Annotated in this window: 26 protein-coding genes; 18 read left to right on the top strand and 8 right to left on the bottom strand. The window is 28.0% G+C overall.

The window, feature by feature from the left end; all coding sequences use genetic code 11:
- Nucleotides 1-10 precede the first annotated feature (10 nt).
- Both tilS and rimO read right to left on the bottom strand, forming a co-directional pair.
- The gene (tilS, locus tag LNAT_RS01845) at nt 11-946 is read right to left on the bottom strand and encodes a tRNA lysidine(34) synthetase TilS (protein WP_096258224.1); all 936 of its coding nucleotides are present in this window, start codon (nt 944-946) and stop codon (nt 11-13) included.
- On the bottom strand, nt 921-2,222 hold the full coding sequence (rimO, locus tag LNAT_RS01850; RefSeq protein WP_096258225.1) for a 30S ribosomal protein S12 methylthiotransferase RimO: 1,302 nt from the start codon (nt 2,220-2,222) through the stop codon (nt 921-923). The genes tilS and rimO overlap by 26 nt, the downstream gene beginning before the upstream one ends.
- 71 nt (nt 2,223-2,293) lie before the next feature.
- Between rimO and LNAT_RS01855 the strand changes: the two genes are divergently transcribed.
- Both LNAT_RS01855 and LNAT_RS01860 read left to right on the top strand, forming a co-directional pair.
- Complete coding sequence (locus LNAT_RS01855) at nt 2,294-2,548, top strand: hypothetical protein (protein ID WP_096258226.1); 255 nt, start codon at nt 2,294-2,296, stop codon at nt 2,546-2,548.
- Entirely contained in the window at nt 2,541-6,584 is a 4,044-nt protein-coding gene (locus LNAT_RS01860) for an H-type lectin domain-containing protein (RefSeq protein ID WP_096258227.1), read from the top strand. Before LNAT_RS01855 ends, LNAT_RS01860 begins: the two co-directional genes overlap by 8 nt.
- Here the strand turns inward: LNAT_RS01860 and panC are convergent.
- On the bottom strand, nt 6,577-7,395 hold the full coding sequence (gene panC, locus LNAT_RS01865; protein ID WP_096258228.1) for a pantoate--beta-alanine ligase: 819 nt from the start codon (nt 7,393-7,395) through the stop codon (nt 6,577-6,579). The genes LNAT_RS01860 and panC overlap by 8 nt on opposite strands.
- Before the next feature lie 46 nt (nt 7,396-7,441).
- Between panC and prfB the strand changes: the two genes are divergently transcribed.
- The 16 genes from prfB to LNAT_RS08820 all read left to right on the top strand — a co-directional run bounded on the left by prfB (nt 7,442) and on the right by LNAT_RS08820 (nt 20,569).
- Complete coding sequence (gene prfB, locus LNAT_RS01870) at nt 7,442-8,542, top strand: peptide chain release factor 2 (RefSeq protein WP_096258229.1); 1,101 nt, start codon at nt 7,442-7,444, stop codon at nt 8,540-8,542.
- A 35-nt stretch (nt 8,543-8,577) separates the two neighbouring features.
- The gene (locus LNAT_RS01875; protein WP_096258230.1) at nt 8,578-9,153 is read left to right on the top strand and encodes a hypothetical protein; all 576 of its coding nucleotides are present in this window, start codon (nt 8,578-8,580) and stop codon (nt 9,151-9,153) included.
- A 13-nt stretch (nt 9,154-9,166) separates the two neighbouring features.
- Nucleotides 9,167-10,126: a type II secretion system protein gene (locus tag LNAT_RS01880; protein WP_096258231.1), complete on the top strand. Its 960-nt coding sequence runs from the start codon at nt 9,167-9,169 to the stop codon at nt 10,124-10,126.
- A complete protein-coding gene (locus tag LNAT_RS01885; protein WP_096258232.1) occupies nt 10,123-10,560 on the top strand; it encodes a hypothetical protein in 438 nt (145 codons plus the stop codon). Before LNAT_RS01880 ends, LNAT_RS01885 begins: the two co-directional genes overlap by 4 nt.
- On the top strand, nt 10,561-11,001 hold the full coding sequence (locus LNAT_RS01890; RefSeq protein ID WP_096258233.1) for a type II secretion system protein: 441 nt from the start codon (nt 10,561-10,563) through the stop codon (nt 10,999-11,001).
- A gap of 3 nt (nt 11,002-11,004) precedes the next feature.
- The gene (locus LNAT_RS01895; protein ID WP_096258234.1) at nt 11,005-12,441 is read left to right on the top strand and encodes a hypothetical protein; all 1,437 of its coding nucleotides are present in this window, start codon (nt 11,005-11,007) and stop codon (nt 12,439-12,441) included.
- A complete protein-coding gene (locus LNAT_RS01900; protein WP_096258235.1) occupies nt 12,434-13,018 on the top strand; it encodes a hypothetical protein in 585 nt (194 codons plus the stop codon). Before LNAT_RS01895 ends, LNAT_RS01900 begins: the two co-directional genes overlap by 8 nt.
- Nucleotides 13,015-13,368, top strand: a complete 354-nt coding sequence (locus LNAT_RS01905; RefSeq protein WP_096258236.1) for a hypothetical protein — start codon at nt 13,015-13,017, stop codon at nt 13,366-13,368. Before LNAT_RS01900 ends, LNAT_RS01905 begins: the two co-directional genes overlap by 4 nt.
- A complete protein-coding gene (locus LNAT_RS01910) occupies nt 13,365-14,720 on the top strand; it encodes a type II secretion system protein GspD (protein ID WP_096258237.1) in 1,356 nt (451 codons plus the stop codon). The genes LNAT_RS01905 and LNAT_RS01910 overlap by 4 nt, the downstream gene beginning before the upstream one ends.
- The gene (locus LNAT_RS01915; RefSeq protein ID WP_096258238.1) at nt 14,710-15,387 is read left to right on the top strand and encodes an AAA family ATPase; all 678 of its coding nucleotides are present in this window, start codon (nt 14,710-14,712) and stop codon (nt 15,385-15,387) included. The genes LNAT_RS01910 and LNAT_RS01915 overlap by 11 nt, the downstream gene beginning before the upstream one ends.
- Complete coding sequence (locus LNAT_RS01920; RefSeq protein WP_096258239.1) at nt 15,384-16,034, top strand: CDC27 family protein; 651 nt, start codon at nt 15,384-15,386, stop codon at nt 16,032-16,034. Before LNAT_RS01915 ends, LNAT_RS01920 begins: the two co-directional genes overlap by 4 nt.
- Nucleotides 16,018-16,524, top strand: coding sequence for a hypothetical protein (locus LNAT_RS01925; RefSeq protein WP_096258240.1), 507 nt, complete (start codon nt 16,018-16,020; stop codon nt 16,522-16,524). Before LNAT_RS01920 ends, LNAT_RS01925 begins: the two co-directional genes overlap by 17 nt.
- A complete protein-coding gene (locus LNAT_RS01930) occupies nt 16,521-18,194 on the top strand; it encodes a GspE/PulE family protein (protein WP_096258241.1) in 1,674 nt (557 codons plus the stop codon). Before LNAT_RS01925 ends, LNAT_RS01930 begins: the two co-directional genes overlap by 4 nt.
- Nucleotides 18,184-19,404, top strand: coding sequence for a type II secretion system F family protein (locus LNAT_RS01935; RefSeq protein WP_096258242.1), 1,221 nt, complete (start codon nt 18,184-18,186; stop codon nt 19,402-19,404). Before LNAT_RS01930 ends, LNAT_RS01935 begins: the two co-directional genes overlap by 11 nt.
- A gap of 173 nt (nt 19,405-19,577) precedes the next feature.
- Nucleotides 19,578-20,069 carry a type II secretion system protein gene (locus LNAT_RS08920; protein WP_096258243.1) on the top strand — a complete coding sequence of 164 codons (492 nt, stop codon included), beginning with the start codon at nt 19,578-19,580 and terminating at the stop codon, nt 20,067-20,069.
- A gap of 2 nt (nt 20,070-20,071) precedes the next feature.
- Nucleotides 20,072-20,569, top strand: coding sequence for a type II secretion system protein (locus LNAT_RS08820; protein WP_096258244.1), 498 nt, complete (start codon nt 20,072-20,074; stop codon nt 20,567-20,569).
- Here the strand turns inward: LNAT_RS08820 and LNAT_RS01950 are convergent.
- The 5 genes from LNAT_RS01950 to rplT form a co-directional block, all read right to left on the bottom strand.
- Nucleotides 20,562-21,509, bottom strand: a complete 948-nt coding sequence (locus LNAT_RS01950) for a sensor histidine kinase (RefSeq protein ID WP_096258245.1) — start codon at nt 21,507-21,509, stop codon at nt 20,562-20,564. The two genes, LNAT_RS08820 and LNAT_RS01950, sit on opposite strands and share 8 nt — an antisense overlap.
- A complete protein-coding gene (locus LNAT_RS01955; RefSeq protein ID WP_096258246.1) occupies nt 21,506-23,050 on the bottom strand; it encodes a fatty acid--CoA ligase in 1,545 nt (514 codons plus the stop codon). Before LNAT_RS01955 ends, LNAT_RS01950 begins: the two co-directional genes overlap by 4 nt.
- Nucleotides 23,051-23,210: 160 nt before the next feature.
- Nucleotides 23,211-24,002: a 16S rRNA (cytidine(1402)-2'-O)-methyltransferase gene (rsmI, locus tag LNAT_RS01960; RefSeq protein WP_096258247.1), complete on the bottom strand. Its 792-nt coding sequence runs from the start codon at nt 24,000-24,002 to the stop codon at nt 23,211-23,213.
- Entirely contained in the window at nt 24,003-24,203 is a 201-nt protein-coding gene (rpmE, locus tag LNAT_RS01965; protein WP_096258248.1) for a 50S ribosomal protein L31, read from the bottom strand.
- 10 nt (nt 24,204-24,213) lie between these two features.
- Nucleotides 24,214-24,567 (bottom strand): 50S ribosomal protein L20, encoded by a 354-nt coding sequence (gene rplT, locus LNAT_RS01970; protein ID WP_096258249.1) that lies wholly within the window; start codon nt 24,565-24,567, stop codon nt 24,214-24,216.
- Between the last annotated feature and the right edge of the window lie 53 nt (nt 24,568-24,620).

The following is a 24,620-nucleotide window of genomic DNA, read 5'->3' on the forward strand; positions in this document are numbered from 1 at the left end:
AATATTAAAGTCAAATTAAATTTTTATAAAAGTATCCTCTTATTTTTGGAGGGATTTTTCCTTTTCTCATTTTTTCTTTAAATTTTTTTGGTATCGGAAGTTTAATGTAAGGGGAAATATAGATATGTTTTTCATTTGAGTCAATTGCAATTTTTCCCTGAATTACACAGCTGAAATTTGTTTTTTTAATTTCCTCTCTTTGTTTTGAAGTTAACAAAACTCCTAATTTTTTTATAATTTTATCTGCGATTCTTATGTCGATTTGGGGATTTGATTTTTCAAAAAAATACATTTTTTTTTGTCTGTTTATTCTTTTGTCAAACAGCAGTTTTTTATCTTTTTGCAGATATTCAAAACTCTTTTTGACGCCATTGGCAAACAATGAAATAAACTCGTTTGAAAACTTATGTCTTATTAAATTTCTTTTAAATTTGACATTACTATTACTTTCATCATAGAAATATTTAACACCTAATTCATTAAGATATGTTAATATTTCATCACGAGATATGTTATAAAACGGTCTATATATTTTATAAAAATCTCTCTCCTCCTTTTCGTCCATTGCTACTAATTCATTGAGCCCCGCCCCTTTGCTAAACTGCATTAAAAACCATTCAAATCTGTCGTTTAACTGATGCGCTAAAAACAGATTTTCATAACCGTGTTTTTTAATAATTTCCTCAAAAAATTTATATCTGCAATCCCTAGCCTCTTTTTCACTGAATTTTTCTAAAAAGCAGTCTTTTACATATATTTTTTTATTATATTTTTTTGCAAGTTCTTTGGCATAAGCCACTTCTTCATTACTTTGGACTCTTGTGTGATAATTGACAATGGCAATGTCAAAAGGGATGTTTCTTTCAAGCAGATAAAAAAACAAAGCCGTCGAATCAACTCCGGCAGAAAAGGCTAAAAGATTATTTTGATTTTGTAATTTTTCCAATTAACTCTTCTCCTGCAAGTTCTTTAATTTCTACATTATATAAATTTCCAACTTCAAGATTTTCAACTTCACTTTCGTTTATTAAAATATCCCCGTCAACCTCAGGTGCCCATAGTTTTGGTCTTACAGTATAAAAAAGTCCATCTTCAGTTAGTCCGTCAAAATAGCATTTACAAATTTTACCTATATATTTTTTAAAAGAATTTATAGTTGTTTTTTTTACAATCTTTTCAATCTCTTTAAGTCTTTTTTCTATAATTTCAGGAGGTATTTTATCTTTTCTTTTGTAAGCTGCAGTATCTTCTTCGTCTGAATATGCAAAAACATTCACCCTGTCAAATTTATACTCTTTTAGAAATTTTTTAAGCTCCTCAAAATCTTCCTCACTCTCACCCGGATGGCCCACAATTACAGAAGTTCTTACAAATGAAAATTCTTTTCTCATTTCTTTAAGCAGGGATTTTAATTTATCAACACTTCCCGGTCTTTTCATAATTTTTAGCATTTTAGGGCTTATATGCTGAATCGGCAGGTCAAAATAATTTTCCACTACAGGTGAGGCAAAAATTCTGTTTATCAGTTTTTTTGTTGTGGTTGCAGGGTAAAGATAAAGAATTCTAACAGTAATTCCCTCTATTTTATCAATTTCATCAATAAGTTTAATCAGTCCGTCTTTTATTCCAAAATCTTTTAAGTACGAGCTGCTGTCCTGACTTGCAAGTGAAAAATCCTTATAGCCTTTATTTTTTAGTCTTTTTATTTCATCAATTATTTCTTCAACAGGTCGTGACTGAAGCCTACCTTTAAAATTTGGAATGGCACAGAATGCACATTTTTGATTGCAGCCTTCGCTTAGTTTGATATACGCATGATAACTGCTGCCTGTAATTATTCTCTCTTCATTATGGATTAAATATACATTAGGGCTGAACTTGGATTTTCTTTCTTTAACCAACTCGTCAATTCTATTAAAATCTCCGACACCGCTCCATATATCTACTTCAGGCATTTCTTTTGGCAAAATATCTTTATATCTTTCACTGAGGCAACCTGTAACCGCCAGAAGTGCATTTTCTTTTTTAAATTGTGCTAGGCTTAAAATTGTTTCAATGCTTTCTTCTTTTGCCGCTTCTATAAATCCACAGGTATTTACTATTATTACGTCTGCTTCATTAGGATTATTGGTAAGTTCATAATCTTTAAGACGTCCTAACATTACTTCCGAATCTATTAAATTTTTAACGCATCCAAGAGATGCCAAATAAAGTTTTTTCAATCTTTTCCTTTTTTGATTTATTTTATCAAAGTGATATAATTAAATCAATAAAAATTTACAAAAGGCGCGATGTGGATAAGGCAGGTTTGATAATAGGTTTGATTTTAGCAGTTGCAGGACTTTATTATATTGATGAAAACATTTTACTTTCATTTGAATTAAATCAAAGCAAATGGTTTGGCAGATATGTTTTTTTTGCGACGTTTAATGTTTTGATTTTATGGGTTTTATGGGTGTTTTATAAAAAATTTGGAGGATTGCTTAAAATTACGATGCCTGTTCTTTTTGGAATTATAGTTTTATTTATAGGTATAAAACTTGCGTAAAATTGTTTTTCTTATATTCATTTTAAATATTCTTTTTGCAGATACTTTAGTAGTGGATAAAGATACCAATAATCCTTGTGTCAGTGGGGATAATTATTATTCAAGCATACAAGATGCTATGAATCACGCCTCAAATGGAGATATAATAAAAATATGTCCCGGGGAATATGATGAAAGTATAGAATGGAAACATCAAAATATTACACTTGAGGGTGCAAGTGGGAATAGAGATGATGTAAAAGTGGTTGCAAATTCTGGAAAAAATGCAATATATTCTAATATCAATCCTGCAAATGTTACAATAAAATATATTACTTTTAAATCAGACAATAAAAAAGGTATTTATTTCGATAAAAAAGTAAATGGTAAATTAATTATTTCAGATATTAATATTACTTCAAAAGAAGAGGCACTTTTGGTTGATTTAGATATTGATGATAATGTTAATATTAGTAATTCTGTTTTCAATTCAAAAGAAGAGTCAGGAATTCATTTTAAAGGAAATTTAAAAGGAAATTTATTAATATCTGATATAAATATCACATCTGAAAAAGAATCGTTTTTGGTTGATAATGAAGTTGGTAAAGACGTAGAAATAAAAGATTCTTTTTTTCATTCTAATAATGAAATAGGTATTTATTTTGATGAGAATATAAAAGGAAATTTAAAAGTTTTTGATGTTAATATTACTTCTGAAAAAGAAGGTTTTAGAGTTGATAATAAAATTGATGGAAATGTTAATATAAATAATACAGATTTTAAATCAAATAAAGAAACAAGTCTTCTTTTTAAAGGACGCGTTGGGGGAGATGTAAATTTAAGTAATTCAATTTTTAAATCAAATGAAAAAAAAGGTATTTATTTTGATTTAGATATTAAGGGAAGTTTAACAATTTATGATGTTAATGTTTCTTCAAAAGAAGAAGGTTTTTTGATCGATAACGGTGTAAATGATGTAAAAATTAAATTTAGTGAATTTAATTCAACTGAGAAAGATGGTGCAAAATTAAAACTTGATGATGATACGTCAGTTGAAATTAAAAACAATCATTTCAAAACAGATGATGATGGTTCATATGGTCTAACGATTGATATGAGAAATTCAGACGATGTACATATAAATAATAACTGTTTTTATGGTAAAGATGTAAATCATTTAGCATGTACAAATGGAAAAAATTATGATTGGAACAATAATTATTGGGATGGTTTTAGTGGCGATACTTACAAAAATGATGATTGTAATATAGAAGATGATAATCCACTTTTAAGCTGTCAAAATTTAGAATGTAAAATATCTTCAGATATAACTATTACTCCATTAGAATTTGAAGGAGGAACTTTAATTATTGAAAATACTTATGAAACTCCTCAATGGACACATGTGGATTTTAATAAGTCTTTTAGTGAACCACCTGTTGTTTTTGTAATCGCTGATGTAAACGGTTCTCAGCCAGCTGCACCTAGAATTCGAAATATTACTTCTACAGGTTTCGACGTGATTATGGCGGAACCTCAAGGAGAAGACGGACCGCATTATACTCAATCTGTAAGTTATCTTGCAGTAAATAAAGGTATACATAAAATAGGAAATACATATATTCAAGTAGGAACTTTAAATACTAAAAAATATCAGCAACATTCAACTGGTAAAAAAACTTTAGATGTAGATGAATGGGAAAAAATAGATACAATTTTTTCAGAATGTAAACCTGTAGTGGTGGCAGGTATTCAAACATTAAATAATGAAGTAGGATTAGATAGGCATGAAGATGGAAAAATCATACGCTCAATTCCGTTTTTGACAACAGCAATTGATGTTAATGACAGTGGAGTTTATTTGTCACTTGAGAGGAGTGAAACGCATGAGAGTACTTTTAAGCATGATGGTGTTATCAATAATAAAGAAACAATTGGTTATATGATTGCTCCTGCTAATATTCAAGATAGTGTAGTAGATGATTATGGACATAAAATATTATTTGAAACAATCAGAAAAGAAAATTATTTTGTAGGTTGGGATAATGAGTGTAAATCAGTTAATTTTAGAAATAAATATAATTCTGTTCCGTTAATTGCTGCAAATAAAAATTCTAAAAATGGGATAGATGGCGGATGGTTTAGAAGATGTGTGTTAGATAAAACAAAAGTCGGATTTAAAATTGATGAAGATGGATCTAGTAGTTCAAAAGAAGAATATGATTATAATTCAAGTTATCAGGACAAAGAAAGAAAACATATTGAAGAGACAGGAGGAATATTTGTTTTTTCAGGTAATATTGTGATAAGAGAAACACCATCAAAAACATATAAATTTGATGCTTGGGATATAAATAGAAATATAAATGATAGAAATATTTCTACAAAAATTGTAAATAAAGAATTTGATGTGACTATCGCTTCTTTGAATGAAAATGGGGATGCTTTACAGGAATTCAATGGGACAGTGTGCAGTAAAATTACAAGTGATAATTATAATAGTAATTGGAATAAAGCATTATGGAATAATGAAAAAGAAAAAAATATAAGTTTTAAAATTCCAAATGCAATAAAAAAAGCTAAAGTTACTATTCAATGGAAAGAGCATGCAGATGTAAATTGTCCAGTAAATGATGGAAATGAGTCTAACTCAAGTGATGATTTTGCCGTGCGTCCAAATAAATTTGTTATTACTAATATTCCTTCAAAAATTATTGCAGGAAAAGAATTTAATATTACATTAAAAGCTCTTGATTATGAAAATATTCCCGCAAAAGATTATAATGAAACCGTTAATATTAATGGGAACAGTCCCGATTTGGAATATAATATTTCAAAAATCAATTGTGATAACGGTGATTTGGAAATCGTAAACGGGGGTGATTTTAAAAACGGAGAAGCAAATATTACTTTAAAATACAGTGAAGTTGGAAATGTTGATTTAACTCTTAAAGAAGTCAACGGTAGTGAATTTGCAAAAGTTGATAGTGATGATACATCTTTAAATAACAGATTGATTTTAGCTTATAAGACAAAAATTTCTGTAAATCCTGATCATTTTAAAATAAGTGCGAATCTTAGTAACTATGATGATAATTTTACATATTTAGATAATGGTTTGAATCTATATTCAATTTTAGACATTAATATAACAGCTGAAAATAAAGATAATGAAATTACAAAAAATTATAATAAAGACTGCTATGCAAAAGATATAGATATAAATATTTCAAAAATATTTACACCTGAGCCTAATTTGAATAATTTAATTTATTATTATAAAGATGCTGGAAATAACACTTCTGAGAAAAGTGTTCAGGATATCAATAAAACTATCCAAATACATTATAAAGATACCAATTTTACTACAGAGGACAACGGTTCAACCAGAATAACCCTGTTTATTAATTTTGACAGAAACAGCTCAAAAACTGTGAATCCTTTTGATATGAATATTAGTGAAATAAACGTAAGTGACGGCAGTACAAATGGAAAAATGCAAAAAATAGGAAAGGCGCTTTATTATTATGGAAATTTAGTGCTTTTTGATGAAATTGCAAATAGGGATGAATTTGATACAAGGGATGATTATTTTATAGTTTATGACAATAACGGAAGTGATGATAAACTGCCGTCAAATAATGCGGTACTTCCTGAATGGTATTTAAACGGTTTTCATAAAAGCAAAGACGGAAATATAAGCGGTATGGTTGTTTCAAGTGATTATAATGCGTCTAATCAGATAAATGGAGTTGAAGTTAGTGTAAATTCAATAAACAATGGTAAAGTAACTTTTCATATCAAACGAACTGATACTTCAATAAATTTTGCGGTAATTCATTTATTGGAACCTAGTTTAAAATGGCTGTGGTATTCAAAATACGGGGATGAATATAATATTTCAAATGATTCTTCATGTGTCAATCATTTTTGTTTTACAATAACCTGGGAAAACAGTAATGAAAACGGAATTATAAAAAGTGGAGTTATAACTGGCACTGAATCAAATACGACTGAAAACAATGTGACAAAAAGAGGAGTTAAGATTTTTAGATAAAAATATTATCAATTAGTCTTGTTTCTCCTACTTTTGCTGCAATTAAAATAATAGTATTTCCCGGAATTATTTCTTTTATATAATTAAAATCCCTGTCAACAAAGGCTATATACTGCATTTCATCAACATCTAAAATTTTTAGCATTTCTTCTTTTATTTTTTCCGTGTCTTTAATTGATGCTGAGAGTTTTGCAGCTCTTTTTAGTGCTTTTGAAATACTCAGAGCCCTATTTCTTTCAATTTCGCTTAAATATATGTTTCTGCTTGAGAGAGCCAGTCCGTCTTTTTCCCTTACTGTGTCACATTCTATTATTTCAATGTCAAAAAAGAAGTTTTTTACCATCTGTTTAATTAAATATAGCTGCTGTGCATCTTTTTTCCCAAAATATGCCCTTGTTGGGCGGATAATATTAAAAAGTTTATTTACAACCTGCAAAACACCGTCAAAATGTCCCGGTCTGAAAAAACCTTCAAGAATATAGCCTTTTACTTTCGGGGCTTTTATTAAAATTTCATCTTCACTGTACATATTCTCGGGTGTCGGAGTAAAAACGGCATCTACCCCCGCACGTTTACATATTTCAAAGTCCGCTTCAAGCCTTCTTGGGTATTTGTTAAAATCCTCCCCGGGTAAAAACTGGGTAGGGTTTACAAATATTGAAACTATTACAAAATCATTTTCGCTTTTAGCTTTTTTGATTAAACTCAAATGCCCTTCGTGTAATGCGCCCATTGTAGGTACAAATCCGACAGAACCTTTTAGAGATTTTCTGTATTCTGAGGCTTTGGCAGGTGAATTCAAAATTTTCATAGCAGGCCTTTTTTGGTAGAATTATATAAAAAAAACAAGGAATGTGATGGACGCATTTGAATATTCAGAACTTATTAAAGAACTTGAAAATAAATTAAACAATATAAAGGCTATTTTAAAACCTGAGATAATAAAAAAAAGACTCTCTGAAATAGAGAAAATGGAAAATGATCCTGAATTTTGGAATGATCCTAAAAAAAGTGCAAAAATCCAAAAAGAAAAAAATATTTTAACTAAAAAATTAAATCAGTTTCTTGAAGTTGAAAAAGAACTTATGGACAATAAGGATATGTATGAATTAGCCAGCATGGAAGAAGATGAAGATACTTTAAATGAAGTTTTTGAAGAAGCCGAGAAGCTTAAAAATAAAATTAGAGAACTTGAAATCGAAGTAATGCTAAGTGATGAAAACGATGCTAAAAATGCGATTATCACCATTCACCCGGGTGCCGGCGGGACAGAAAGCCACGACTGGGCCAGCATGCTTTACAGGATGTATTTAAGGTTTGCTGAGAGAAAAGGCTGGAAGGTAAAAGTGCTTGATTATCAGGCTGGTGATGAAGCCGGAATAAAAGATGCCACTATTTTGGTAGAGGGCGATAATGCATATGGTTATTTAAAGGCGGAAAACGGAATTCACAGGCTTGTGAGGGTTTCACCGTTTGACAGCGGTGGAAGGCGTCACACATCATTCGCTTCAGTTCAGGTTTCCCCTGAAATTGATGATGATATAGAAATCGAAATAGACCCAAAAGATATAAGACTCGATGTGTTCAGGGCGAGCGGGGCCGGAGGTCAGCACGTAAACAAAACTGAAAGTGCTGTAAGGATTACCCATATTCCAACGGGAATAGTGGTTTCCTGTCAGCAGGACAGAAGTCAGCATAAAAATAAAGAGATGGCATTTAAAATGTTAAAGTCAAAACTTTATGAACTGGAACTTGAAAAAAGAAAAGCTGAGGAAGACGGAAAACCCAAAGATGAAATGGGTTGGGGGCATCAGATTAGAAGTTATGTACTTTTCCCTTATCAGCAAATAAAAGATAATAGAAGTAACAAGGCATATTCAAAAGTCGACGATATATTAGACGGAGACTTGCAGGAAGTTATAGAAGATGTGCTAATTTCTCAGAAGGAGAAAAGCTGAAAAAAGCATTAACTTTAATAGAACTTATTTTTACCATGGTTATAATAGCCTTTACTTTTAGTGTAATTCCAAAGATTATAGAAGTTTCAAATAAATCTTTGGAATTTTCTAAAAAAGAAGATGCGATTTTTAATATGATGAGTAAGGCAATGGATATTTCTTTAAAAGAATATGATGAAGAAAATACAAAATATGATGATATCCTGCTTACGGGAAACAGTAATGTTTTAGAATGCAATATTTCAACTAACTATAGAACAGGTGGGTTTAAAGGGGGGAGAAACTGTATAAATCATATAATGGAGAGTGATATAGGCTCCGATTCAAACGAGCCGCCTTTTGATGATGTGGATGACTATAATGGTTACAATGAAAAGGTAAAAAACGGACATACAACTTATGATATACATGTAACGGCAGGTTATACTGATGAATGGAATAGCTATAATAATGATAATTTAAATTTTATTTTTACAAACAGAAGTAATAATACCAAAACGAATATAAAAAGAATTGAAATAAAAGTTTCCCAAAAAAATCATATAATTTCTTCTGTAAAATATTATTCTGCAAATATAGGTCACATTAAAATCGGAAGTGTCTTATGGTAATGGAAAATTGAAAATGGATAATGGAAAATTTAAAAAAAGTTTTACTTTAATTGAAATGATTTTTGTTATTGTTATTTTGACTTTCATTGCTATTGGAAGTTTTAATCTGATTTCAAAATTATATAAAAGAAATTATATAGCAAAAACTACATCAGATTTTGAATATTTTTCCCAGCAGTTGACTGATCAGCTCTCAATTTTGCTTTATAACAGAATTCCTTTAAGCGTAATAGGATATGACGGTCATAATTTTAAATATATTGGTAATATAGATGAAAAAGACAATTTTCCAATAATTGAATGGATTGGAGAATTGGATGAAGCAAAAACAGGACTTAATTTAAGCGGATTTGCAGATTTATATGCAAGTAATAAACCGAAACTTAAAGCACTTGATTTTAATTCAGTTTTTATTAATGATATTTTGCATAACAAATATAATACAGCAGACAATTTGGATAAATTAACGGCAATTATTTTTGCAGGTAGTTTTGATAAAGGGGAGGAAGAAGCGGAAAGTGATGAACAAAATGCATTTGGATGGCATGGAAATGAACATAAATATGTTTTTACTATTTCGAATTATTCGCAGAATGGAAGTAACTGCGATTTGAGTTTGGATAATACAGATAACAAAAGAATCTATGAAAAATTTTATTTAGCTGATTCCGCTTATACTTTAGCCCTTGGAAAAGATATTGATATAAATACTAAATGTATTCAAAATTTGCATTTAAAAAAGAGTAATATAAATAATACACTCTTTTTATTTTATAATTTTAGACCGTGGAGAGGTGAAACGTTTTGTGCGGATAATAACGGAAATCCCGAAGGCAATGTTACAGTTATGGCTCAAAATGTAAAAGGGTTTAAATTTAAAAAAGTAAATTCTCATCTTGAAATGTTTTTTACATTTTTCAAAAACAGGGGTGACATAAATATAAGTGTATCTAAACAAAAGGTAGTGTTTTGAGAAAAGGTATAGGGCTCGTCTGGGCGATTATAATTTTGCTTTTAATAGCTTCATTAATGGCTGCGGTTACAAAAATAGCTTTTTTCAGTGTAAAACATACAAGTGACAGTTATATGATACAAAGGGCTCAGCTTTTTATGCATAGTGCCATAGAAAATGCCATTTTAGCAATAGAAGGGTATGACAGAAGCAGCGGAAAATGTCTTAAAAAAATACATTTTACAGATGAAGATAAAAGATTTGAAGCCAATATTACCATACTCAGATATTATATTTATAAAAAATGTCCTGCAAATTGTGATGTTTGCATTCCTGTAAAAACCGATTTTTCAAACGGGTATGTTTTAATGGATGTAAAAGTGGCTAGTTTAAATAATGCAAAAAATGACAAGAAAAAAATTTTACTTGAAAAAGTAACCCTCCAAAGGCCTTAAATGAGAGCTTTTAGTTTAATAGAACTTATATTTGTATTGGTAATTATGGGAATACTTGCATTTGTGGGGATGCAGTTTATTCCAAACGAAACTCCATTAAGTGATGCAGAAATTCTAAAAAAACTTATTTTAAATAAAAAGACAAATGCTTTGGGTTATAAAATTTATGGTGAAAACAACGATACATGTATAAGACTCAGTAAAGGAGATATCAATAATGAAGAAAAACTCTCAAGAGTAAAGTATAAATTCAAATCAAGTATAAAAATTAATGGTTTAAGCAGTGATTTGTTGTGTTTTGATTATAAAGGCAGACCTTATGACGGAGAAGTTGATGAGAAAATGAAGAATCTGCTTAGAAATTTTGTTACAATAACATTAAATTATAAAAATAAAGAAAAAAATTTAACAATTTATCCAATGAGCGGAGATATAAGGTAATAAATGCAAAATATTTATTTTTTAACAAAAGAGTATATGTATGAATATGTAGACGGAAGAATTGTTAAAAAAGATTTAAAAAAAGAAAAAGGTATTTATACTTCAATTATATATTTTAAGGATATTTTTAACCATACTTTTAAACTACCCGCTGATTTGGACGAAGAAGAATTAATAATTAAAGCCGAAGAGACAGTGTTTAACGAAGCAACTCTTGATTTGACTAAAGAATATAAAATCAATTACAAATTTCAAAAATATGATGACTATTATTTAGTTGATGCTTTTATTGTTGAAGTTGATAAATTAAAAAATGAATTTTCTGAAATTTTAAAAACATTCAAATATATTGATTTTATAAGTGCTGCTCCTTTTGTTTTTGAAGAATATTATAATATAACAAATTTACCTCCTAAAAATGATGTTTTTGTCTATTTTACACCTAAAGATGCTTTTATAGTAGGATTTAAAAATAAAGAATTTGTATTTGTCAAAAGTCTTGATAAATTTTCTCTTCTTTCTATCCAAACTCAGTTGTCTGAAAAAGAGTTAATAAAAATTTTAGAAGAAAAAGGGTTAAATAAATCTCTTTATGAGAATGAAGAATTATATAATCAGATAAATAACTTTTTTTCACAATTTTTTATGAAGGTAAATAATTTATTAAATTATTCAAAAAATTTTTATCATTTTGATGAAATTAATCGAATATTTTTTTATTCAGATATAAATATTAATAATTTAACAGAGACTTATGAAAATTTTTGGAAATTAAGCGGAATTGAATTTAAAAAATTCGAAATTGACAGTGAATATGACCCGTTTGAGTATTGTGCAACTGTTTATAATGCCAAAAATTATTTAAACGATGAAGTGAATTTTAGTGTCTTTTTAAGACCTCCTAAATTTTATAAGACTGAGAGTGGAAAATTTATAATTTTTTCTGTTTTTATTTTGTTTTTAATTTTAGGTGATGCGGTGTATAAATATTATATAATTAATAATCAAGATGAAAAAATTTCTAAACTTCAATATTTTTATAATAAGAAAATAAAAGAAATTAAACTTACTAAACTCTATATCAAAAAATATGCGTCAAAAATAAAAAATGAAAAAGAAACGGTTTTAAATATTGAAAAGCAGATTGACGATATAGCCGACAAAATCAATTATTTATATTATATAAAAACAAAAGAACCTGTTTATAACAGATTTGCAGATATAATTAATTTTATAAATAAACGAAGGCTAAAAATTATAAAATTTGAAAAAGATGAAAATAGTTATAATATTCTTTTGAAGAGTTATAATGACAATTCACAATTAATTGCCGAGTTTATGAAATATTTAATAACTCTTGGTTATAAAGATGTTTCTTCAAAAAAAATAATTAATAATAATAATAATTATATAACTCAAATAAGGTTTTATAGTGAATAGATTAGAAGAATTTTTGCAAGATTTAGATAATAAAAATAAAATAATGCTTTATTTGTCTGTTGTTATAATTGGAATTATTATTTATTATAATTTTAATTACTCTTTTTTAAGTTCAAAAATAGATTCAAATCAGGAAAAAATTAAAAAATTGGAAAAAAGTTTAAATTTTTCAATTAAAAATTACAATATTAAATTAGCAAAATTAAAAAAAGAATATAAAAATTTATTAACAATAGAAAATGAAAAACTTCAGGATTTAGAATATTTAAATAAAAGAATTAATTTAAGTACTTTAAATGTAAATGATAAGAGTTTTTATTCTTTATTGGAAAAAATATTATCTAAAAGCTATGATGAGGGACTTACCCCTGATTTTTATATTCATAAAAATATTGATAGATTTAAAAAATATACTATTGATATTAATGGTTCAGTAGAGGTTTGTGATGAAAAGAATTTATTAAATTTTATAAAATATTTAGAATCAAGAAAATATATTAATAATCTTAGTAAATTTAAATTAGATATTAATAGTACCAATTATTTTATTAAATATAATATCTGGGGCTTGAAATGAGATATATTTTTTTATTCTTGGGTGTTGTTTTGTTTGCTGATATTTCAAATGTTTTACTTAAATTGGATAAAATAGAGAATTATAAGCCAGTGTTTAAAAAGATTTATTTTATAAAATGCAATAAAATAAAAAATGTATCTGAAAAATCAATTGTAAATAAACAATCCGAATTGAAATTAAAAGCAATTTTTAACAATAAAGCGCTAATTAATAATATGTGGGTAAAAAAGGGCGATTTAATAAACGGATTTAGGGTGATAAAAATTTATTCAAAAGAAGTTGTTTTAAAAAAAGAAAATAAAATTATTATATTAACGTTTAATAATAATTTATTAAAGGTAGAAAAATGAAAAAAATAATATTAATAATTTTAATATTTGCCTCTGTTTTTGCAAATAGCTGCAATAGAAAACTTTTTACAATTCATATAAAAAATCCTGTAAAATTCAGTGACGTTTTATCTGATGTTTCAAATGAATGTAATTTAAATATTATTATAAAAGATAATAAGGCATTAAATATTTTAAATTCTGATATTAATTTTGTAAATGTTGAAAATGTTACATTAAAAGATTTATTAGATACTTTATTTGATGTAAAAAATTTATTTTATAAAATAGACGGCAATAAATTATATATTTCTTATTATAAAACTAAAACATTCAAACTTGATTTTGTACCAAATTCCATAACAGGTGTGTCTAATGTAGATACTACAGATAATTCTGTAAAAACGGATTATAACTTTAATTTTTGGCAAAATTTACAAAATAATCTTGTAAATATTTTATCAAATATCGATAAAGATTATAAAAAGCCTGTAATTGATAAAAATGCCGGTCTTATTACTATAACTGCAAACAAAATTCAAATGGATAAAATAAAAAAATATCTAAATAAATTAAGTAATAGACTGCATAAAGAAGTTTTAATAGATGTAAAAATTTACAGTGTCGAGCTTTCTAAATCTCATCAGACTGGAATAGACTGGTCAAAATTAAATATTTCATTAACTGATTCTTCAGTCCCTATGAATCATTTTGCAAAAGAAACATTCGGTAAAGAATCTATTTTTAATACTGCTACATTTAATTTATCAGGGTTTTTAAATTTTTTGGCGCAAAATGGAAATGTTAATTCTATTTCAAATCCTAAAATTGTAACACTGAATAATCAAAAAGCTTTAATTAGAATAGGAGATACAATTTATTATAAATATGCTGATGAAATTACCACCGATTCTAATGGAAATCCTACTGCTTCGTATGAAATAAATTCTACTTTTGTAGGAGTTGTATTGGATATTACCCCGCAAATCAGTGATGATGAAGTTATTATACTCAGTATAAGTCCTAGAATCAGTTCTTTTAAAGATCCGAACCAATTAACAGATTCTAAAAGAGATATGCCTCCGGATACAAAAGATAATTCTTTAATTAGTGTTGTAAGAATGAAAGATAATCAGACATTAGTTCTTGGAGGGCTTATTACTGATGATTCAAATATTAAAGTAAACGGAGTGCCTGTTTTAAAAGAAATTCCGTTAATTAAATATCTTTTTTCTTCAAAAGAAGAAATAAGTTCAAAAAAAGAACTTGTTTTTGTAATTACACCTCATATAATAGATTTAAATACTGAAAAAACTTTAAAAGATTATGGATATAAAAAATTACCTACATTAGAGGATTTAAATGTTAAATGATTTAATACATGAATTTAGCGACAAAATAGATTTAAATGACTATTTCAGTTATGTTAGCTTTGAAATTATTAAAGAATCCATTATTTCTTCTAAATCAAACATAATATTTTTATTAGGTATACCCGGAAGTGGAAAAAGTTTTTTGTTAAATTATTTATATAACAATTTTAAGAATTATATTTTAATTGATGAAACATTCGAAAGTAAAGAAGAGTTTTTTAAAATTACCGGAGATATAGACAATAAAAAAATATTGATAGATGAAGCCCAGTTGCTTGATATCAAAATGTTGGAATTTTTAAGGACTCTCAGTGACAGAGGAAATCAGATCGTTTTTGCCATGCATAGGAATGAGGGGGAGAAAATAGCTTCTTTGCCTCAGTTTTTTTCAAGATATAATGAAAAAATATATTTAAAACCTTTAACATATGAAGAATTTGAGAAATATGTAAAATCAAAATTTATAAAACATAATCAGATTAACTTGATTGATAATAGAAAACTTAAAAAAATATATAAATTGTGCAAAGGTAATTTTAGATTATGTAAAAAAATAGTTTTTACAGCTTTGGATTTACTTAATTTTTCTTTGAAAAATTCACTTAAATATAATAAAATCGATAATTGTATTTTAGATATGAGCAGTATTAAATTGGGACTTAAATGACGTTTTTTGAATTAGAAAGAGAGTGTAAGAAAAGAAAAAGAAAAAAAATTTTTTTGTTAATTTTTTTAATAATAATTTTATTAATTAGTGCAGTAATATTTAATAAATATAAAATAATCGATAAAATTAAAGTTGTAACAAATAATAAAAAGGAAAATAATCTAACAGTTGTAAATAAAAAAGAAAAAGATAAAAATGAAACTAAAATTAAAAAAAATATATCTAAAATATATAAAATTATAAAAACAGATGTTATTAAGCCAATAATATATTTGAATATGAAAGATATTAATGTTAGTAAAATTGAAAAAAAACATCACAAAAATAAGTTAAATAAAAAAAATGATTTTAATAAAACACATAAATTTTTATTAAATACTTCCACTTTACCTTCTTTTGAAACATGTATTATGTTGGCTGAAAAATATTATAAAAACAGAGATTATGAAAATGCGTTAAAATGGGCAAAAAACGCGAATATTCAAAATAAAGAAGATCCTAAAAGCTGGGTAATAGTTGCAAAAAGTTTATATAAATTAAATAAAAAAGATAAAGCTGTTGAGATTTTGCAGCTTTATTACAAATATACAAAAAACAAAGATATATTAAATCTAATAGAAAGGATGAAAAATGGGGAAAATTTTTAGTGTTTTTATTGTTTTGATAATTTTTTTAAATGCTACTATAATTGATGAATATAAAAATAAAAATTATGAAAAAATTTGCAATTATCAAAATATAATAAAATATAAAAAAGATGAAAATATTCTTTCAATAATCGGTGATTCCTGTATAAAAATAAATAGTTTATATTTACTGCCTTATATTATCAATTATTTAAAACATACGACAATTGGTAGAAAAAATGCTATTTATTTTCTGGTGATTTATAACGAAAAAAAACTTTTATATTCTTTTCTATTTGATAATTTTGATATCGGAAGCTTTGATTTTCCAAGAACAAAGCACATTTTATCAACAGTGTTTGATGCTGTTAAAAATAAAAAATATAAAAAAATAGGTCAAATTTATTTAATTAAAGAAAATAATTGTACTGTTAAGATGTATAAAGAAAATGATAAAATGATAATAGAGAAATTTGATGGAATAAAAACTAAAAGGTATTGGTTTAGATGATCAGACAAAATATAAGACTCGGGGATTTATTAATTGAAAAAGGGATTATAAGTGAAGAAGAGTTAAATAAGGCCCTTGAGAAACAAAAAGAATTAAGAGAAAGAGACGAATATAAGAAACTCGGTGAAATATTAATTGAACTTGGTTTTGCAACTGAAAAAGAGATACTTGAGGCTCTTTCAAGGCAGCTGGGGTATCCGTTTGTAGATCTGTACGGAGAAAAAATAGATTATGATTTAATGAGCTCATTTCCTTTAAATCTGCTTGAAAAACATAAAATTTTGCCATATAAAAAAGATAATGAATATATTTATGTTGCAACAGCCGATCCGCTTGATTATGAAGCAATTGAAACAATAGAAAAATTTTCACCAAAACCATTAAAAATTTACATAGCATTAAGTAAGGATATTAATACAATAATCGAGAGATTAAAAATAACGCTTTCCACTAATGAGCTGATTCAAAAAGTTAAAAATGAAATAAGCCAGGGTGGTGGTGAAAATATAGCTGCAATTGATGAACTTTTGGATATTATTATAAAAAATGCAATAAAAGAACGTTCTACAGATATACATATAGAACCCGGCAGGTATAATTTTTCTGTAAGGGGGAGGATTGACGGAGTATTGAGGGAAATTTTTTCATTTGATAAAGATATTTATTTCCCTCTCGTATCTAAAATAAAACTTCTTTCCAATATGGATATCAGTGAAAAAAGAAGACCTCAAGACGGCAGATTTACAAAGAATTATGATGGCCATATTTATGATTTCAGGGTTTCCACAACTCCTACACTTCACGGGGAAAGTGTGGTTTTAAGAGTGCTTGACCAGCAAAAAATTTTGCTTAGACTAACAGAACTTGGAATGAGTGAATATAATTTGAAAAGATTTGAAAAGCTTATTCATACCCCTTATGGTATTGTATTTGTAACAGGTCCTACAGGAAGCGGTAAAACAACAACTTTATATGCTGCTTTAAATGAATTAAAAGGGGTTGATAAAAAAATCATTACTGTGGAAGATCCTGTGGAATATGAAATACCTTTGATTCAGCAGATTCCTGTAAACTATAAGATAGGTGTAACTTTTGCAGTGGCTCTTAGAAGCATTTTAAGACAGGACCCGGATATCATTATGATTGGTGAAGTAAGAGATACGGATACACTTACAGCTTCTATTCAGGCTGCGCTTACAGGACATTTGGTTTTGGCAACTTTACATACAAACGATGCTCCTAGTGCTATTACAAGGATGGTGCAAATGGGTGCCGAGCCTTATTTGGTGGCAGATGCCCTAATAGGAGTAGTTGCCCAAAGGCTTGTAAGGAAAATATGTCCGTATTGTAAAGACGTATATTACCCGAGTAAACAGGAACTTGAACTAATTAAACCTTATTTAAAAGAGAACATCACATTTTATAAAGGTAAAGGATGTAAAGAATGTGAATTTACAGGATATCTAGGTCGTGAGATGATTAGTGAGGTATTGGTTATAAATGATAAGCTTGCACATTTGATTGCAAATAATAAAGATAAAGTGGAAATATTAGAAGTTGCAAAAGAACTTGGATTTGTAAGTATGATAGAAGATGGTATTCATAAAATCAAAGCAGGTATAACTACCATTGAAGAAATCTTAAGGGTTGTAAAAGTAGATGTGGTTTAAAATTACTTATTTATCAAGAGGAAAATTAAATAGCAAGATTATTAAGGCAAAAAGTCCTAATGAAGCAGTTTTACTGTTAAAAAAAAGAGATCGAAGAGCGATTGTCAGAAAAATTGAAGAAATAAAAAAAGAATCTGTAATTGATAATTTGTTAACAAAACTTGATTTAGCAAAGATTGATTTGGAAGAATATATCAGTGTAATAGACCAAATGTATGTAATGCTAGATGCGGGGCTAGGTATAGATACTGTTTTAGACAGTATAAAGGAAAATATAAAAAACAAAAAATTAAAAAAAATTTTTTACGCTATTGCCAATGATATAAGGGCAGGACTGTCTCTTAGCGATAGTGTTAAAAAATTTGAAAAAGACATTGGTACGTTGAGTGTAGCCATGATACAACTCGGAGAAGAAACCGGTGATATTGCAAGGGCTATGCAAGATCTTTCTCAAATATTAACGGAAATTTTGGAAAACAGAAAAAGATTAAAAAAGGCAACACGCTATCCTGTTTTTATTATTTTTGCAATGATGATAGCTTTTGTAGTTGTTATACTGTTTGTAATTCCTCCTTTTAAATCACTGTTTACTCAATTGAATACTGAACTTCCTTTACCGACAAGATTTTTATTGTGGATCGAATATGCTTTTGAAAATTATGGGCTTTTTGTATTAATCGGGGCTTTAATAATTTTTGGAGTTTTGACATATCTTTATAATAGCAGTGAGAATGCAAGACTTAAAATGGATAAATTGATGTTAAAGATTTATATTGTCGGACCTGTAATAAAACTTGCAATGATCGGCAGATTTATTTTTGTTATGCAGAGACTTATTGAAGCCGGAATCCCAATTATAAATGCTGTAGATATTGCATTAAATATTGTGGATAACAGGTTTATTTATAAAAAACTTTTGCTTATAAAGAATTCCATTCAAATGGGAGGAACTATAAAACAGGGGTTTAAAGAGAGCGGACTGTTTGAAAATATGATAGTGCAAATGATAGCAGCCGGAGAAGAATCCGGAGCCCTTGTTCTTATGCTGCAAAAAGCCAGTAATTATTATCTTGGTAAATATAGATACATTGTGGACAATATTGCGGCATTGATTGAACCAATTTTAATAGCTGCAATAGCAGGATTTGTGTTTACATTAGCGCTTGGTATATTTTTACCGATGTGGAATCTTACTGAAGCAGTGCAATAGGAGAAATTATGGGAATTGAGACGGGGAGTATAATAACGGCAGTTATAAGTACAATTATTTTGGCTTTTGCTTTATGGATTATATATAAAGTTTCCAATATTTAAATTTTTATAAAATTTTACAAATTTTTAATAAATATTATTGTATAATTAAATCAAAAAAAAGGATTTGCTATGAGAAGAGGTTTTACATTAATTGAATTGATTTTTGTAATTGTGATTATCGGACTTCTTGCTGCAGTTGCAGTACCTAAATTTGTAAATTTAAAACAAAATGCTGAAGCTGCGCCTTTTTATGCGGCTATAGCCGATTTAAATGGAAGTGGTGGAGCTAGTGCTTATTTGAATGCAACAGAATTGAACGGTTTGGCTGATAATGAAATAAATATTACCAATTTATACAAATTTCAGGGTTCAAGTTGGGCATTAAGCAATAATCATAAAGTTGCATATTATAGGTATAAATATAATGATAATAATTCCCTAGTTGCTGATCCTAATTTTAGAGGATATTTATATTATCTAAGTAACGGGACAGTAAGAGCATATATTTATTGTAATCCTAATACAAATGAGGGTAAAGCTGTTGAAAATTATTTTAAAAAACACGGTTTGGAATGTGCCGGTGGGAAAACTTATATTATTGATTTAGCAACACAAAAATAATAATGAAAAAAGCTTTTACATTAATTGAACTTATTTTTGTAATAGTTATAATAGGTCTTCTGGCCTCTGTGGCCGTGCCTAAATTTACACATCTTACTACAAATGCAAAAAGTTCCTCTATAAAATCTATAATTACATCAGTTCAGTCTGCAATTGACAATATCCACTCACAGTGGATTGTAAACGATGACTTTAAATGGATTGGTGCTGACGGAATTGATCATTCAAGCGACTTTGATGATAATACAGGATATCCCAAAAAACTGGATGATGGAAAAGGTACGGATAAACTTTTTGCTTATGTATTGAAAGTTCCGGTTTTATCTTGCGGTAATAAATCAAAAGGATGTTTTGAAGAATATGATAATAATAAATATCAATATAAATACAATTCTTCAAAAATTTTGAAATTTGAATATAATTCTTCAAATGGGCTTATAGTTTGTGATGAGGGAAACGGTGTAAGTAAAGAGGAATGTGAAAATCTACTTTTTAAATAGGTAAATATATCCTGAATCCTTTTTTTTCTTTTGAGAGTTCTATTTTACCATTATGAGCTTCTATAATTTCTTTGCTAAGGGCCAAACCTAATCCATTGCCTTTTGTTTTTGTGGATTTAAAAGGTGTGAATAGTATATTTTTATCTTCTATTTCTTTACCTGAATCATAAATATTAATGATATGGTAATTTTTATTTTTGTCATATAAAATTTCAACAATTCCTTCTTCCTTTTCATCTTCTTCAATGGCATCAATTGCATTTATTACCATATTTTGTAAAACAAGTAAAATTAAATCATAATCGGCTGTTATTTCAATATCAGGCAAAAAGAAAATAAATTCGATTTCTTTAGAAAATGAATAATATTTTATAATTTCATCCAAATCTTTTTTAAGTTCGCTTAAATAAAAATTCTTTTTATTAAGTTTTAAACCTTTTGAAAAAAGAAGAGTGGATTTAATAATTCTCTCGATCCTAAATATTGCACTTTTGGCTTCTTCAATTAATTCATTGTTTGGGCATTCTTTTTTAAGCAAAGAGAGTAAGATGGAAATAGAAGCTGCCGGATTTCTTATTTCATGTGCCAGATGCGCTGCCATTTGTCCCATTGAAATTAATCTTTCATTTCTTTTTTGTTCAGTTATGTCAGTGGCACTTATAATTTTTTTATTTTCAATTTTTGAAGTTCTGATTAGGTAGACTTTGTCATTTATTTCAATTTCACCTTCGTTTGGGATAAAATCAAATTCTTTTGTTTTTGAATTTGAAGCTACTATTTCACCATTTTCATCTATTACCCAAAGAGCGTGGGGAAGGAATTCTATAACACCGTTTAAAATATTTTTGAGTTCGATAAACTCTTTTTCTACTTCGTATGTTCTCTCAATTAACGTTTCAAGATTTTTTAAAAGTTCTTCATTTTCTTTTGAGAGATTCATTTAATATAATCCTCTAAATTTTCTCTGAGTTTCCTTTTTAAGACTTTTCCAGTCGCATTTTTAGGTAATTCATTTACTACATAAATACTTTTTGGTATTTTATAATTTGCCAGGTGTTGTTTTAAAAATTTTTTAAGTTCAAGTTCATTTATTTTTATATTTTCTTCCGGTTCTATAAATGCCACCGGTATTTCATCTCCGTTTTCTTTTTTACCTACTACCGCACATTCTTTCACTCCTGGATATTTTAAACAAACTTCTTCAATTTCCCTTGGATAAATATTTACACCTTTACTGATGATTAAATCTTTTTTTCTATCCAGGATATAAATATATCCGTCTTCATCCATTTTTCCAATATCACCGGTTAACAGCCAGCCGTTTATTATTGTTTCATCTGTGGCTTCTTCTCTTTTATAATATCCTTTCATAACATTATCGCCTTTAACTATTATTTCACCTGGTTTTCCCAAAGGCACTTCAACTAATTCATCATTTACTATTTTTACCTCTACTCCAGGTATTGCGGGACCGACTGAGAGGGGTTTTTGTAGTTCAGGTCTGTTAACCGCCACAACAGGGGAACATTCACTAAGCCCGTATCCTTCAAGAAGTTTGGCTTTTTTGAATTTCTTGGAAAATCTATCAAGTACTTCCGCTGGAAGCGGGGCGGCGCCTGAAATGAAAAATCTTACTTTATTAAACCAGTGAAAATAAAAAGGAAGTTTTGCTCTGGATAAAGCAGAATAAACATCAGGTACTCCTGTAAAAATAGTAACTCTTTTTAAAAGAGTTTGTTTAATAATATTGCTAAACGGCATAATAGAGCGTATTATTACAACAGGTGAGCCATAAAACATGGGAAGCAGTATATTTACAGTAAGTGTGAAAGAGTGAAACATAGGAAGGTATGCAATAAATCTGTCTTTATTGGTCAGTTTGATAAGTTCATTTACACCGTAAATATTTGCAAAAAAGTTCTTGTATGTAAGCATTGCGCCTTTTGGTTTTCCGGTCGTTCCGGAGGTGTAAATAATAACTGCTAAATCGTCTATTTTTGGAAGTTCTTTTACTTCATGAGATTCAAAATTTGAGAGTATTTCAGAAAAAGAAATATTATTTTCATCTATATTATCGGTTTCACCTTCCCAGATTATTTTTTTAACTTTAGTGTTTTTTCTTATATTTTTCAGATTATTTTTGAATTTGCTTGAAGCTATTAAAATTTCAGCCTCTGTATCGTTTAAAATAAAAGTGATTTCTTCTTCTTTTAAAAAAGTATTAATAGGAACTGCCACAGCTCCTAATTTTTGAATACCTAAAAGCGCAACGATATATTCAATGGAATTAGCAACTAATATAGGAACTAAATCAGTTTTTTTAACTCCTATTAATTCTAAAGCTCTGGCAAAAGTATCGACTTTCTTTTTGAGTCTGTCCCATGTAATTTTTCTATTATCTATAAAATAGGCAGGTTTGTTTTTTAATCTTTTTGCATTTTTTTCAAGGATTTCATAGAAGTTGTTATATTGATATTTCATCAAATACCTTTTTGTGAAAATTATATCAAAATAATAAAAAATGATAATATAAGGTATTGGCTAAATAAAGTAAAAAATTTACTCTTTTGTTATGTATGTTTAATCAGTGCAGGACAATTGAATATCAATATTTACATTAATTTTACATTTTAATTTTCAATTATCCATTATTCAAAAGTGAATTATATATCTCTTTTTGAGATTTGTCGGAAATTTTTGCAAGAAGTTTTGATTTTTCTTTTAGTGGTAAATTGAGTTTTATTATTTCATCATAAGTTAAATTCAAAGTTTTTGTTTTATCTGTTTTATCTATTATTACTACCCATTCACCTTTGGTATTGTCTAATTTAATATCTTTTGCTTTTGCTTTTATATATGTTTCATGTATTTTGGAAATTTCTTTTGCTAAAAATATTTCTCTTTCACTATCTATATCTTGTATTTCTTTAATCAGTTTTGCAATTCTGTGAGGAGATTCATAAAGCACGGCAATTTTACCTGACTTCATAATTTCTTTTAATTTATCAGTTCTTTCTTTTCCTTTGTGCGGTAAAAACATATAAAAACAAAATTCTCCCTCAAATCCGCTTGCTACATATGCCGTTACAAAAGCACTTGGTCCCGGCAGTACAGTGTAAGGGATTTCATTTTCCTGGCAAAACTGTATCAGTTTGCTTCCAGGGTCGCTGATTCCGGGCATTCCGGCGTCTGAAACATAAGCGCATTCTTTTGTTTTAAGCATATTAATATCTAAGTTTGAAAGGATTTTTAATTCGTTGTGAGAATGCATTGAAATAAAATGTTTATTTAAGGGAATATTTAATAAATTTAAAAGTTTTTTGGTGACTCTTGTGTCTTCACAGAAAATAATTTCAACATTTTCAAGGGCTAAAAAAGCCCTTTTTGTAATGTCATCTAAATTTCCAATTGGAGTTGGAATAAAGTAGACCAATTATTTTAAACCGTATTTTTTCTTAAATTTATCTACTTTACCGCCTGTATCTAAGTTTCTTTCCTGACCAGTATAGAATGGATGGCATTTATCGCATACTTCGATTCTTAAAGTAGGTTTGTTTGAAAGAATTTCAAATGTATGTCCGCATGTGCATGTAACCGTACAAGTCATATATTCTGGATGGATACCTTTTTTCATTTAATTCTCCTTATAGTGCTTCTTTAGCTTTTTGAACGATTGCGGCGAATGCTTCTGGTTCGTTCATAGCTAAATCGGCAAGTATTTTTCTGTCAAGTTCTATGCCAGCTTTTTTAAGTCCGTTTATGAATCTTGAATAACTTATATCATTTAATCTACATGCGGCATTGATTCTTACAATCCATAATTTTCTAAAATCTCTTTTTTTCTGTTTTCTGTCTCCAAAAGCATATACTAAACTTCTCTCAACCTGTTCTTTTGCTTTTCTGAAATGTTTTCTTCTACCTGAGTAGAAGCCTTTTGCCATTTTTAATATTTTTTTATGTCTTTTTCTTCTGACAGTTCCTGTTTTTACTCTCATTATCTCTCCTTATTTTTTGGCGTGCAACATATGCAACTTAGCACTTTGGCGGGGTC

Source organism: Lebetimonas natsushimae (assembly GCF_002335445.1).
GTDB lineage: Bacteria > Campylobacterota > Campylobacteria > Campylobacterales > Nautiliaceae > Lebetimonas > Lebetimonas natsushimae.

Coding starts and splice junctions, on each gene's coding strand:
- LNAT_RS01930 (WP_096258241.1), top strand. CDS start 16,521: ATGATCAGACAAAATATAAGACTCGGGGATTTATTAATTGAAAAAGGG.
- LNAT_RS01880 (WP_096258231.1), top strand. CDS start 9,167: ATGGATAATGGAAAATTTAAAAAAAGTTTTACTTTAATTGAAATGATT.
- LNAT_RS08820 (WP_096258244.1), top strand. CDS start 20,072: ATGAAAAAAGCTTTTACATTAATTGAACTTATTTTTGTAATAGTTATA.
- LNAT_RS01890 (WP_096258233.1), top strand. CDS start 10,561: ATGAGAGCTTTTAGTTTAATAGAACTTATATTTGTATTGGTAATTATG.
- LNAT_RS01920 (WP_096258239.1), top strand. CDS start 15,384: ATGACGTTTTTTGAATTAGAAAGAGAGTGTAAGAAAAGAAAAAGAAAA.
- LNAT_RS08920 (WP_096258243.1), top strand. CDS start 19,578: ATGAGAAGAGGTTTTACATTAATTGAATTGATTTTTGTAATTGTGATT.
- LNAT_RS01895 (WP_096258234.1), top strand. CDS start 11,005: ATGCAAAATATTTATTTTTTAACAAAAGAGTATATGTATGAATATGTA.
- prfB (WP_096258229.1), top strand. CDS start 7,442: ATGGACGCATTTGAATATTCAGAACTTATTAAAGAACTTGAAAATAAA.
- rpmE (WP_096258248.1), bottom strand. CDS start 24,203: ATGAAAAAAGGTATCCATCCAGAATATATGACTTGTACGGTTACATGC.
- LNAT_RS01955 (WP_096258246.1), bottom strand. CDS start 23,050: ATGAAATATCAATATAACAACTTCTATGAAATCCTTGAAAAAAATGCA.
- LNAT_RS01905 (WP_096258236.1), top strand. CDS start 13,015: ATGAGATATATTTTTTTATTCTTGGGTGTTGTTTTGTTTGCTGATATT.
- LNAT_RS01950 (WP_096258245.1), bottom strand. CDS start 21,509: ATGAATCTCTCAAAAGAAAATGAAGAACTTTTAAAAAATCTTGAAACG.
- LNAT_RS01915 (WP_096258238.1), top strand. CDS start 14,710: ATGTTAAATGATTTAATACATGAATTTAGCGACAAAATAGATTTAAAT.
- LNAT_RS01910 (WP_096258237.1), top strand. CDS start 13,365: ATGAAAAAAATAATATTAATAATTTTAATATTTGCCTCTGTTTTTGCA.
- panC (WP_096258228.1), bottom strand. CDS start 7,395: ATGAAAATTTTGAATTCACCTGCCAAAGCCTCAGAATACAGAAAATCT.
- LNAT_RS01935 (WP_096258242.1), top strand. CDS start 18,184: ATGTGGTTTAAAATTACTTATTTATCAAGAGGAAAATTAAATAGCAAG.
- LNAT_RS01925 (WP_096258240.1), top strand. CDS start 16,018: ATGGGGAAAATTTTTAGTGTTTTTATTGTTTTGATAATTTTTTTAAAT.
- LNAT_RS01875 (WP_096258230.1), top strand. CDS start 8,578: ATGGTTATAATAGCCTTTACTTTTAGTGTAATTCCAAAGATTATAGAA.